General features: G+C 33.0%; 13 protein-coding genes and 1 pseudogene. 4 read left to right on the top strand and 10 right to left on the bottom strand.

Annotation, left to right across the window (positions count from 1 at the left end; all coding sequences use genetic code 11):
* Positions 1 to 87: 87 nt before the first annotated feature.
* Positions 88 to 1824: an ABC transporter substrate-binding protein gene (locus EUC40_RS12540; RefSeq protein WP_156575504.1), complete on the bottom strand. Its 1737-nt coding sequence runs from the start codon at positions 1822 to 1824 to the stop codon at positions 88 to 90.
* Between the two features lie 101 nt (positions 1825 to 1925).
* Between EUC40_RS12540 and EUC40_RS12535 the strand changes: the two genes are divergently transcribed.
* On the top strand, positions 1926 to 3131 hold the full coding sequence (locus tag EUC40_RS12535; protein ID WP_156575503.1) for an MDR family MFS transporter: 1206 nt from the start codon (positions 1926 to 1928) through the stop codon (positions 3129 to 3131).
* An 11-nt stretch (positions 3132 to 3142) separates the two neighbouring features.
* Here the strand turns inward: EUC40_RS12535 and EUC40_RS12530 are convergent, their stop codons facing one another.
* The 9 genes and pseudogenes from EUC40_RS12530 to EUC40_RS12495 form a co-directional block, all read right to left on the bottom strand.
* Complete coding sequence (locus EUC40_RS12530) at positions 3143 to 3796, bottom strand: YjgB family protein (protein WP_156575502.1); 654 nt, start codon at positions 3794 to 3796, stop codon at positions 3143 to 3145.
* A 351-nt stretch (positions 3797 to 4147) separates the two neighbouring features.
* Positions 4148 to 4996 carry a P-loop NTPase family protein gene (locus EUC40_RS12525; protein WP_156575501.1) on the bottom strand — a complete coding sequence of 283 codons (849 nt, stop codon included), beginning with the start codon at positions 4994 to 4996 and terminating at the stop codon, positions 4148 to 4150.
* A gap of 226 nt (positions 4997 to 5222) precedes the next feature.
* Positions 5223 to 5408 (bottom strand): annotated as a pseudogene (locus EUC40_RS27510) (hypothetical protein); the annotation flags it as partial.
* A 140-nt stretch (positions 5409 to 5548) separates the two neighbouring features.
* Positions 5549 to 5695, bottom strand: a complete 147-nt coding sequence (locus EUC40_RS12520) for a chorismate mutase (protein WP_071711925.1) — start codon at positions 5693 to 5695, stop codon at positions 5549 to 5551.
* A 173-nt stretch (positions 5696 to 5868) separates the two neighbouring features.
* The gene (locus tag EUC40_RS12515; RefSeq protein ID WP_000847585.1) at positions 5869 to 6264 is read right to left on the bottom strand and encodes a hypothetical protein; all 396 of its coding nucleotides are present in this window, start codon (positions 6262 to 6264) and stop codon (positions 5869 to 5871) included.
* 92 nt (positions 6265 to 6356) lie between these two features.
* The gene (locus EUC40_RS12510; RefSeq protein WP_000638303.1) at positions 6357 to 6599 is read right to left on the bottom strand and encodes a GlsB/YeaQ/YmgE family stress response membrane protein; all 243 of its coding nucleotides are present in this window, start codon (positions 6597 to 6599) and stop codon (positions 6357 to 6359) included.
* 124 nt (positions 6600 to 6723) lie between these two features.
* Positions 6724 to 7689, bottom strand: a complete 966-nt coding sequence (locus tag EUC40_RS12505) for a nucleoside hydrolase (protein ID WP_156575500.1) — start codon at positions 7687 to 7689, stop codon at positions 6724 to 6726.
* A gap of 78 nt (positions 7690 to 7767) precedes the next feature.
* Positions 7768 to 7956, bottom strand: a complete 189-nt coding sequence (locus EUC40_RS12500; protein ID WP_071711923.1) for a DUF3970 family protein — start codon at positions 7954 to 7956, stop codon at positions 7768 to 7770.
* Positions 7957 to 8114: 158 nt separating this feature from the next.
* On the bottom strand, positions 8115 to 8900 hold the full coding sequence (locus EUC40_RS12495; protein ID WP_156575499.1) for a class I SAM-dependent methyltransferase: 786 nt from the start codon (positions 8898 to 8900) through the stop codon (positions 8115 to 8117).
* Between the two features lie 509 nt (positions 8901 to 9409).
* Here EUC40_RS12495 and EUC40_RS12490 point away from each other — a divergent pair.
* The 3 genes from EUC40_RS12490 to EUC40_RS12480 all read left to right on the top strand — a co-directional run bounded on the left by EUC40_RS12490 (position 9410) and on the right by EUC40_RS12480 (position 11678).
* Positions 9410 to 9562: a YqbF domain-containing protein gene (locus EUC40_RS12490; protein ID WP_071712142.1), complete on the top strand. Its 153-nt coding sequence runs from the start codon at positions 9410 to 9412 to the stop codon at positions 9560 to 9562.
* A 171-nt stretch (positions 9563 to 9733) separates the two neighbouring features.
* Positions 9734 to 10168 carry an exosporium protein ExsC gene (gene exsC, locus EUC40_RS12485; protein WP_156575498.1) on the top strand — a complete coding sequence of 145 codons (435 nt, stop codon included), beginning with the start codon at positions 9734 to 9736 and terminating at the stop codon, positions 10166 to 10168.
* A gap of 307 nt (positions 10169 to 10475) precedes the next feature.
* Positions 10476 to 11678: an MFS transporter gene (locus EUC40_RS12480; RefSeq protein ID WP_156575497.1), complete on the top strand. Its 1203-nt coding sequence runs from the start codon at positions 10476 to 10478 to the stop codon at positions 11676 to 11678.
* Positions 11679 to 11881: the final 203 nt, after the last annotated feature.

Here is an 11881-nt window from a genome sequence, read left to right as displayed (position 1 = left end):
AGCGTAACAATGTGTAAAACAAACCTATTTTACATACAAAAAAGGCCCTTACACATTTCATGGAAAATGCATAAGAACCTTTATTCATCAAGGTTTAAACCATATTTTATAAAAATCAATCCACCCTTGTGAATTAATCATTATATTTTGTACTTTTTCATGTGTACTTACCTCTTGCTTGTTGCGATATAACGGTATAATATGAATTTGACGTAACAATGTGTCCTCAATATCGCGCAACAATGTATCCCGTTTCTTTAATTGATTTTCCGTAAAATACGGCTGTAATACTTCATTAAATTTTATATTGCTATGCTGATGAACGAAACTGTTTTTTGTAAGAAACATGTACAGCAAACTATCTTCTAACCGTTCACTAATCGTTGCGCTATCATGCATCATATCGGCTTTTTGTATCGTATTTATGTGCAGTAACTCTTCTGTTTCAAGAAAATTGACTTCCATATTCACACCATATTTCGAACACTCTTTTTGTATCCAATGTGCATCTTCAACATGGTCCCGTCCTTTAAATGTATAAAGTTGTAGCACTTCATTACGGTAAGTACTTCCCTTAATTAAACCTTGTATATCTTCTTCACTCTTTATTGCGATATCATTTGCTAATAATAGCTCCTTTGCCACTTCTCCACGTTCCCCGCCAAGTTGTTGAACGATTGTATCGCCATGAATGATTTTATATAGCGCTCTCCTAAATAACTCATCTTGCATTGGTCCCTCTTTTGCAAGATTACATGTTATATATGTCACATTCGACTCAAGTCGAGACAGTTCTTTATTATGTTTCTCTCTATCTTTATACTGCGCCTTTACTAAAACATCATATGTATTTACACTTTGCTTTACATTCCATAATTCAACTCGATCTAGGAAAGGTCTTTCTCGAAAATATAAATGATGAGCTTCTAATATAAATAGATTTTCATCCCTTTTATTTAACCTAAAAGGACCTGTCCCAATTAAGTCTCCTGCTTCATCTTCATTTACGATAGAACACTGTTCTGCACTTAACATATGTAAAAACATTCTATTTTCCATATATAATTGAATTTCAACAATATAATCATCTACAGAACGGACAGATGCAACGTGTTGTAACATCCATGCGTGTGGATTGTTATGAGCTTTCTTAAATCGATTCAATGAATATATAACATCATGTGCAGTAAGTTGTTTTCCGTTATGAAAGCGGACTCCTTTTCGTAAATAAAACCTCCATATCTTGTCAGCATCATTATATTCCCAGTGAAATGCAAGTCTTGGTTCTATAATGTTTGTATTACCGTCTACATATACGAGTGTGTCGAATATATGTTTTACCATATGACATTCCGAGCGCATTGTAGCGTAGACAGGGTCTACTGCGATGTCGAGATTCATTTGTACTTGCAAACGTAGTACATCTTTTCTTCCTTGAAATGTCCGTTCAACTTGATAACCAAATATCGAATCGACCCAAGTTTGAAATTGTATTTGAAGCGATGGAAAATACGATTCATACCTTTCAATAAAGGCGTTTCCGCTTTTTACATCCCCTTGTCTCGTTATTTCTTTTCCTCTTTCTAAAATTAAACATAGTGGATGTTTTTCAAATGACAATTTCGAACGATTTCCTCTTCCTCTTCCAGGAAACCACATAATCCAATGTAGTTCTTCCAATTTTTTTATGATTAGTTTACTATTTCTCTCTGTACAAAATAACGTTTCAGATATATTTTGTATTGTTATTTCTATTTGTTCTCCTTCTGATCTTCCTTTTCCATACTGAAGCCATAGGTGCATATATTGCTCCAAAATCGTCATAAAACGCCCCCTAAAAGATGAAAAATCTCCCACTTTCATTCTACCCTTTTTCATTTCTTGCTTCCATCTTATCATTTCAATATAGAGAGGAGGACATAGAAATGAATCAACTGATAAATCGTTATAACAAACCCATTCTCATTCGTTTTTTTGGTGAATTATTAGTCCGAACAACAGAAGCGATGTTAGCCATTATTTTTATTGTTCACGTTAATAAAGCGTTAAATGGAAATATCATCGTAACGATGCTTCTTTTTGGATTACAGCCACTATCTGATATTGTGTTTACATTAATTGCTGGGGGTGTAACAGATAAATACGGCCGAAAGAAAATCATGTTAATCGGATTACTTTTACAAGCTTTTGCCGTAAGTGGATTCGTTTTCGCTGAATCAGTCGCGTTTTTCGCTTTACTGTATATTTTAAATGGTATTGGACGCTCCTTATATATTCCCGCACAGCGGGCTCAAATCGCTGACTTAACAAAGAAAGAACAACAGGCTGAAATATTTGCTGTTTTGCAAACGATGGGAGCGATTGGGTCTGTAATTGGTCCATTACTCGGCGCCTTTTTCTATAATAGCCACCCTGAATATTTATTTATGCTGCAAGGTGTAGCCCTTACGCTATATGCCGTACTCATTTGGACGCAGCTTCCTGAAACAGCTCCACTTATGAAAAATGCCGAAACAACGAAAAACATATATTCACCGAAACAATTTATTTCAAAACATTATGCTGTATTTGGTCTTATGGTCTCGACACTTCCTATTAGTTTTTTCTATGCTCAAACCGAATCGAATTATCGAATATATGCCGAAAGTGTATTTCCAAATTTTCTATACGTACTCGTATTTATCTCGACTTGTAAAGCTGTTATGGAAGTCATTCTCCAAATATTTCTTGTAAAATGGTCCGAACGATTTTCAATGTCAAAAATCATTATCATTTCCTATACTTGCTATACGTTAGCTGCGATTGGATACGGTTATTCTACAACAATATGGTCATTATTCTTTACATTACTCTTTTTAGTAATTGGGCAAAGCATTGCTTTAAATCATTTACTTCGATTCGTTTCACAAATCGCTCCAAGTCATAGACGCGGATTGTACTTTTCGATTTACGGTATACACTGGGATATTTCAAGAACTTGCGGACCGTTTGTAGGAGCATTATTAGTAAGCACATTTAGTGGTAGTACTTTATTTTATATTTGTGCCTTCTTCTTAATAATTGGCGGGATCATTCAAGCCGTTTTCGTTCAGTCATTAGAACGTACAAAAGTAAAAGAGCTGTCCCTATAGGAACAGCTCTTTTAACCTGCCATTTTATTAATACTATCCTCCGGTGAGAAAACCGAAATATGATTTACTTTACCAGTTGAATTTGGAATAACGAACTTTAATTCAAATTGGTCATTTACTTTATAAACGTATATTTTATCATTACCATTTACTTTAACCGATGCTGGCTTTCCTAAAGCTTTTTCAATTTCTTGTAACGTAATTAACTTAAGTTCAGCATGATAAGAACGTACATCAAAAACTTGTGATCCTTTGTTAAACCCAAATACAACATTTTTATTTGTAAAAGTTGCGTACATTCCGTTACCTGCTTGCTCTGTTTTATCTGCTTTTCCCCACGCTTTTTCGATTTCCTCGATGTCACCTGTATGTGCTGCATACGGTATATTAGGCACTTTACCTTCTTTCGCTTGTTCAAACAACTCTTTAACATGGTTAATTGATTTTTGGTTAAGTGCTGTATTTTTCGAATTAGAATCTGCTGAAGGTTTTGTTGAATCTTGATTTTTCGGCTCAGCATCCTCATTCTTGTTACCCATTTCAAAAGTATCATTTTCAGATGTTGAATTTTTTTGTTTCTTTTCCTCCGTATTCGTACAAGCAATCAATGTTATTACACATGTTAAAGTTAGAAAAAATTTCAGTACTCTCAAATATACTTTCATACTTTTCTACCTCCTATTGATAAACATTCTATAACATCATTTTTAGCTTGTATCGATTTCAACTAAATCGAGATTTTGTTGTTTATACTTTCCTTATATACCCCTTCTCTTTTTACCTTCTATATCCTTCTTCTATCGTATGAAATAGAGTGTGTCACAAAAAGTATATGTAAACGCAAAAAACAACAGACTTTATATCAAATAAAAAAGAACTTGAAGTAAAACTAACGGGTTCAGTTTAGGGAGAGAAAAATGCTAATAACCATTAGAAATAACACAATAATTTGTATGCATTTCGCACCCCGTTTCGTATTATAAATAGCAAACTAAAGCACCAGTTAGTGTAAAAAGCTATTTCACCATTTGTGTTGTTAACTTATCTTTTAACATTGACCTATATGAATCAATTTCATATTTTGTATTATTGATTTTTTCTTTTTTCATTTTTAACATATCGAATATTTCTAACTCTAAATTCCTTCTAGCTTCAAGAACTTTTATCGCTCCTTCTACACCTGAATGGTTATGTTCTTTCCCATAGCCTTGGTTAGTGTAATAGTCGATAATTCCTGTGGACCATTCTGGAGTTCTTTCTTTTAATGCCTTCCTAAATGAAAATTCAAGATTATCTTGTTCTACATACAATAACATTGGATTTAAATTCTCTATAATTTTTGCAACTTTCATTACATAATTTATTATTTTTTCTTTTTGTTCACCATATTTAATCATCCCAATAGTTAATGGATTTTGTATGAAACAACATTCAAAGATATAAACCTTATTGTCTTCTAGAGCAATTTCAGCAAAGTCATTCCATTTTTCAGCAATTAATTCAACATTTTTATCGAATGATAATTCATATATATCGTTTTTAAAAATAGTGTTAAATAATTCGTCCGAAAACTGGTCACCAAACTCATTTTTTATCTTTCTGTATGGTAATAAATAATTGCTTCCTTTTTTTAGAACTCTTTTAAGAAGCACCTCTTTAAAATTTCCACTGTTAGATAATAATCTATCGAATTCAAATTTATTAAAACAAGATACACCATCATAGTCGGCTGGATGCTTCAAATCTCCCTCTAAAAATAGTTCAACTTCAATTTTATTTTGGCTTAGAATTTCATTTATTAGCTTTGCAGTGGTTGATTTTCCAAACCCAGGTAAACCTTCTACTATTATTAGTTTTGTATTCATAGTTATAAATCCCTTCCTTCAAAGTATTTAACCAAGATTAAAAAAACCACTTACTCCACTGCAATCACCCCTTCAAAATATGATGTTCACCATTTCCCTTGAAAAATCCTTCTTAAAGTAACCTGACCGTTAATTTAAGAGCATTTTTTCACAATCTCTATAATTATTTTATCATAAATTTTCCATTTCCCTTTTAAAAAATATAGTACACCATTATTTGAGTGAACTATCTAAAGTAAATTATATCTTTTAAATCAAACACTTTGTCAGTAATCCCCAATCTTTGTGCTTGTGTTTTTACTGTTTTCTTTTTCCCTTCCCTTGTAGTAAATGGCATAAAAAAGTTATAATGGGTTCGAAGTATCATTAGAGCCATTTGTGCGTGTTTTGGATTAAAATTAGAATAGATATAACAACCAATTTGGCAATGATAAAAGTGCTTAAACACTGTAATAACAATAAAAAAGGATGCTAAATCATATGTGATTTACATCCCTAATTTGTGTGTTATTTTATATTCTCTCTCCCGTAACTGAACCCGTTAAAGTAAAACTAAGAGATAAGTGTTAATTTCTTTACATATGTAGTAATTGTACTTTTTACAGTTTCAAAATTATGAGCGAATGTACTATCTCCACACAGTGCCGTTATACATGTTAAACCTGCTGCTTTAATAAAGTGTTTTACATCTACAAGCATTGAATTAGCCTCCAGAAATTTATTTACGCTCATTATAACAGATGTATCGCCATTGAAACATGGAAGAAATAAGAAACCTTACGTAAACTCCACTTATTTAACCTGTGGTCTATATAGCCCATATCATATAATTAAAAAGCTGTCCTAATTAAGGACAGCTTCAAATATGTATATTACACTTCGATTGATTTACCATCTTCCACAATATGATAAAGTAAATGCGCTAAATGATGAATCGGACCATACTCTTCCTCTTCCTCATCTGTCTCGCCATGGAATTCAAGATCGTTTAAGTATAGCGCTAAAAATTGATAGTATAGTTTTAAATCAAATCCGTAGCAAGCGCTAGGCTCTTCATGATCCCCTTCGTATTGTAACATTAAGTATTGATCATTTCCTTCTGCATCTTCTGCGTCAAAGAATACAAAGAAACCAACGTTTGTATCTAAATCAAATAGATGACGAGTACCTTTTTCTGTTGCTTTATTGAAGTCCTCTTCACTTAGTTTATGTACTGTTGTCGCTTTTGCATTATCTTCTTGATGGAAATTTACTGTAAATGTTTTCAATGCTGACACCTCCTGATTGTATAACAGTAGCATAACAGATTAAACAACATAATTCAAAGGGACTGCTTACAAACGCAAGCAGTCCCTTGTATTCATTTTCGCATTGATCGAAATATAAAACTTACGATGAAAATCAAAATAATTGCGCCTATTAAAGCCGGGACAATTGCATATCCGCCTATAACAGGACCAAATTTACCGAGTAGCGCCGTACCGAGCCAAGAACCGACAATACCAGCAATAATATTACCAATTACACCACCAGGTACATCCCTTCCAGTGATTAAGCTTGCAAACCATCCTAATATACCACCGACAATTAATGACCAAATCATATGAAAGCCTCCTTTATATAGAAACAAAAAATTATAATTAGAAACAATTACTTATCATTAGTTATGTTTCATTTCTCATAAGTTATTCGCTCTTTAAAAATCATTCAAATTGTATATAAAAAACTTAAGGACAATCTGGCTTCAATATCGTCTTCATAAACTCGTCTTTAAAAGCTGGATAGTTAAAACCAACCGCGATTTTTTGTACAGGTCTATTATCAAACGTCGTTGGTTCAAATATTTTCCTAAAATCCGCAACACTTTGACCTCTCGTTATATCATTTGTCGTACTTATCCAAACTGCTGATTTTTTATATTCAAAAATATCATCATTTATAAATGAAATGAACGGAAGTAAATCGTGAATCGGACTCCCACCAATACCCGGATACTCTTTTTTATAAAAGTTATCATAGTAAAAATCAATCATTGGCTTAATTAGTTTCGCCTGTCCGGTTCCTTGTTTATCGATAACATCGACCATTTCAGGTGTAATAAGTGCTGCTTGCGTTACATTTAACGGATATATAGTAGCATTCTGCGCATACTTCATAACAATATTCGCCGCAATTGGGTCACCGTAAAAATTCGCTTCAGATACTGGTGTAACATTACCAGGAAATAGGAAAGCGCCTCCCATTATATAATAAGAAGAAATACGATTCATTACATTTGGATACAATAAAAATAACGTTGCAAGTGTTGTCAACCGTCCCGTCGCAACAATAATAATCTCTTCTGGACACGGCTCAATTAATGTAATCAACTCACAAAAATTTTCCCCTTTACAATTTCGCATTTCAGGTGGAATAATTGGTCCCAATCCGTGATCACCGTGAATTTCAGGGAAAAATAAAGGTTCTTCAGCTGTCATAGGCCTACTAGCCCCTTCAATAATTTTCACTTTTGTCGCATAGTATCTTTCTAAAAAATATACATTTTCCGTAACAATTTCCCTCGATACATTCCCATACTCTGCAACAATACCTAAAATATCTAATTTACATGTTTTATTTGCATAAATTAAAGCTACGGCATCATCAATACCAAAATCTCCGAAAAAAATTATTTTCTTATTAACTGTTTTCACCCCTCTTCAGCGTAACCTACTATCATTATTATGCGAAAAAGACAAGGGGGTGAAACCGCACAAAATAAAAAAAGCCGCCTATTTATTGGCGACTTCTATCTTTTTATAAGATAAATATGCTAGTACATTTTTACTGGAATCATATTTTGGATTATTTCCTCTTCTCGGTTCTCTCATATGTGTTTTTTCAAAACCAGGAATGTCCGGCATTTTCTCCATAAATTCAAGCATTTCTTCCTCAGTTCCTTCAATACGTACACGAATCATTATTACTATTCCTCAATTCTCATTTTCTCTGTACTAAGTATATCGTACTTCGGAAAGACTGCAACATATTTATTCTGCTATTTGCCGGGGGCAGCTCGGTTGTTGAAGACTAGTAATGAGAAAGAAGTGGACACTCTCCCGCCGACTAAAATTTCACTTTATCTTTGTAACGTTGTACTTTTTTTGCATATAAACATTGCCATTTCAGTATAGAACGACTCTACTTTATGATTTTCAAATTGAATATTAAAGTATTCTTTCATTTCATTTGGTGTTTTCATCATACACTCTGTTAACTTTTCACGCTTTTGCACTGGTACGTCCATCATGTCACACCACCAGTCGAAATCAAACTTTTTATCAAAGGTGAAACATGACTGCATTTGCAAACCGCTTTTTTCCAATAACTTAATCCATTCTGTTTTCTTTAAAGCTCGTTCATGACTCGGATCTCGTTTCTTTTCTATAAAGTTATAGAAAGTATCAAATTCATTATTTTCTGGTGAGACATTATCTATTAATATAAATAGCCCTTTATCCTGTAACGTACGATTCACCTCAAAAATAAATTGCACCGGATTCGTAAAATGGTGTGCTGCAATACGGCATGTAATTGTATCAAAAGATTGATCTGCAAATGGTAAATCTTCTGCGTTTCCAGCTACAAAAGACACATTTTCATGGCCATTTTTCTTTATAAAACCTTTTGCTTTTTCCAACATCGTTTCTGTTAAATCAAGTGCAACTACTTCTGCAAACATAGGTGCTAATATATTTGCAACATGTCCACCACCAGTAGCAATATCAAGAAGTCGAGTATTATGGCGAGTTTCAACTTGTTGAACTACATATTGTAAATCCGGTCCTTGTGCATGTATTTTACTTTTCACATACTTCTCTGCATTACTACCGAACTGTTTCTTTACAAGCTCTTCTTTGCTCATTTTATCATCTTCTTTCTATTATTATTCACATATACGATTCAGTTAATTAATAAGTTCTCTTTCATATTATCAATTCCTCTTTTAGACGTATGACATATCACCCCAAGAAATAAAAAACTGTGAGACGTATCCCACAGTTTATCTATGTATGTTAAAATCAGTTTATTAATTTAAATCTTTCTATAAAGTTTCTTTCTCCTCTTTTTCATTTCCTGAAACTAAGTTACCTATAACATCTGCCGTTACTTCTACTACAAATTCACAAATTCCAGCTACAACTTCTCCAATTACTTCATCCATCTTTTTACCCCCTTATTTTATGGAACTTATTTGTAGTATAGTAGCAATTGATTAATTGAAACTATCGGAAAAGGTGACACAAACCTTACAAATTTGTAAGCACTTTCATCTTCCCGCTTATCCTCTTTCAAACTCCAAGTATTTTTAATAGGGATATCGGCTATCATAATATGAAGCAAGACATACCCCAGTTAGAGGAGGCGTTTAAAATATATTACGTAAAATTAATTAAAGGACAATCCTTCTATGCGTTTAATCGTCGTTTTTTAGTCTCTCAAGAAGAAGAAGTTTCGGAAAAAACGTATAATTACTTACGCCGAAATGAATTCTTCGAAGTACGTAAAGAAGAGTTTTCTGCTTAGAGTATTAAAAGCATCAAGAAGTATTTCGTATAAGCATGATACATTCTTGATGCTTTTATACGTTTTTCTTTTTTAACAACCATTCTCGATTATTCTATTAAAACATTTTAGTATTTGTCCAAACTAATTCATCGTTACCTTCATATTTTAGTATATGAGGAGGTGACGAATTTGACTCATATCATTGATTACCAAGCTACTCAACCTATTAGTAAAACAGGTGAAACCACTTTTGCAATCCCAGCTTCTCCAAATAAAGCAATTCTAGCAAATTTGAAATTGAGAATTTCAAGTAGAGATTCACGTAATAATCGAGTAGAATTAATCGCTACAGTTGGAGTTGAAGGTATAACTGAGATTTCACAAGTTTTATTCCGAATTTTCCGTGACAATACAGAAATCTTCAACGCTCAAGTAGGAATTGAATCTACAGATTCTGAGCAATTTTACGCGCAAACATTTCAAGCTATAGATCAAAATGTTAGCTGCGGGACTCACGAATACTCTTTAACTGTAGAGAACCTTACTAGTGGTGCAAGTGCAAACGTTGTTGGTCCACTATCTTTTAGCGGTTTAGCTATTGGACAAGATCATAAGTGTTGCTAAGTAAATTTATTTGTTTAATTTTGCATTTCAAAAAAGCGAGACGTAGTATATACGTTCTTGCTTTTTTATTTTTTCTATGTCTATCTTTACTATCAATTGGTATTTAAGCATAAGTTTTTTTACATTTTGAATTGCTTATTTCAGTACTTAACAAAGTGATTTTTTCACAAATCAAAAAAATTGAAATCCACTCATGAAACACGTAATATAGACTCTGACTCTAAAAAAGTTCGTTAAAAATAATAGATAAAATAAGGAGGTTTTATATAGGAGTTTTTCATTTTAAAAGACGGAGAGGTTTTATATTATGTGGCGTAATAAAAACGTTTGGATTGTTCTAATTGGGGAATTTATTGCTGGTCTAGGATTATGGCTTGGTATACTTGGTAACCTTGAATTCATGCAAAAATATGTCCCTTCTGATTTCATGAAATCAGTTATATTATTTATCGGATTACTAGCAGGTGTTCTAGTTGGTCCTATGGCTGGTCGTGTTATCGATCAGTATGAAAAGAAGAAAGTTCTTCTATATGCTGGATTTGGTCGAGTTTTAAGTGTTATTTTTATGTTTTTCGCTATTCAATATGAAAGTATCGCCTTTATGATTGCATTTATGATTGCACTTCAAATTTCAGCTGCATTTTATTTCCCTGCATTACAATCTGTAATCCCACTAATTGTTAGTGAACATGAGTTATTACAGATGAACGGTGTCCATATGAATGTAGGTACCATCGCTCGTATTGCAGGTACTTCACTAGGTGGAATTCTTTTAGTTGTAATGAGTTTACAGTATATGTATGCCTTCTCCATGGCAGCATACGCTTTACTATTCCTCTCAACTTTCTTCCTGCAATTTGAAGACAAGAAATCAATAACACCAAGTAAACAAGCTGCAAAAGATAATAGCTTTATGGAAGTCTTTCGTATTTTAAAAGGAATTCCAATTGCTTTTACAGCACTTATATTAAGTATTATCCCCCTATTATTTATAGCCGGGTTTAATTTAATGGTTATTAATATTAGCGAAATGCAACATGATCCAACGATTAAAGGATTCATATATACAATTGAAGGTATCGCATTTATGCTAGGTGCTTTCGTTATTAAACGTCTATCTGATCATTTCAAACCTGAAAAATTACTATATTTCTTCGCAGTTTGTACTGCGTTTGCACACCTTTCGTTATTCTTTAGCGATGTAAAATGGATGGCCCTTGTATCATTTGGTTTATTTGGATTTAGTGTAGGTTGCTTCTTCCCAATAATGTCGACAATTTTCCAAACGAAAGTAGAAAAAAGTTATCACGGACGTCTCTTCTCATTCCGTAATATGTTTGAGAGAGTTATGTTCCAAATCGTCTTACTCGGAACGGGATTCTTCTTAGATACGATTGGATTACAATATATGGTTCTCATCTTCGGAGTTATTTCATTGTTGATTATTTTTATTTCTCTATCTAAGCAAAAACAATTTGAAAAACAAACGTCACAATCTGCGAATGTATAAGGTAAAAATTTAATCGGCAGAGGATTTACGGGCAGTAAGACTTATACTCCTTAAGAATGGATTCAGCATTTTACTGGGTCCATTCTTTTTCAATTTCTAGGATGAAAAATTATATACTTTGTATAGTTCAAAGATTTAGAGGAGTATCCCCTACTACTTTCGAATACAATAAATTATAGATTTTTCAAAAAGGAGCTGTGGAA

This window comes from Bacillus luti, assembly GCF_009739945.1.
In the GTDB taxonomy this organism is placed as follows: domain Bacteria; phylum Bacillota; class Bacilli; order Bacillales; family Bacillaceae_G; genus Bacillus_A; species Bacillus_A luti.
The sequence above is the reverse complement of the archived record's forward strand: the minus strand, read 5'-3'. Positions and strand labels throughout refer to the sequence as shown.

Bases quoted from the DNA above. Each gene is read 5' to 3' on its own strand.
- EUC40_RS12540 (WP_156575504.1), bottom strand. From the start codon at position 1,824: ATGACGATTTTGGAGCAATATATGCACCTATGGCTTCAGTATGGAAAA.
- EUC40_RS12535 (WP_156575503.1), top strand. From the start codon at position 1,926: ATGAATCAACTGATAAATCGTTATAACAAACCCATTCTCATTCGTTTT.
- EUC40_RS12530 (WP_156575502.1), bottom strand. From the start codon at position 3,796: ATGAAAGTATATTTGAGAGTACTGAAATTTTTTCTAACTTTAACATGT.
- EUC40_RS12525 (WP_156575501.1), bottom strand. From the start codon at position 4,996: ATGAATACAAAACTAATAATAGTAGAAGGTTTACCTGGGTTTGGAAAA.
- EUC40_RS12520 (WP_071711925.1), bottom strand. From the start codon at position 5,695: ATGCTTGTAGATGTAAAACACTTTATTAAAGCAGCAGGTTTAACATGT.
- EUC40_RS12510 (WP_000638303.1), bottom strand. From the start codon at position 6,599: ATGATTTGGTCATTAATTGTCGGTGGTATATTAGGATGGTTTGCAAGC.
- EUC40_RS12500 (WP_071711923.1), bottom strand. From the start codon at position 7,956: ATGATTCGTGTACGTATTGAAGGAACTGAGGAAGAAATGCTTGAATTT.
- EUC40_RS12495 (WP_156575499.1), bottom strand. From the start codon at position 8,900: ATGAGCAAAGAAGAGCTTGTAAAGAAACAGTTCGGTAGTAATGCAGAG.
- EUC40_RS12480 (WP_156575497.1), top strand. From the start codon at position 10,476: ATGTGGCGTAATAAAAACGTTTGGATTGTTCTAATTGGGGAATTTATT.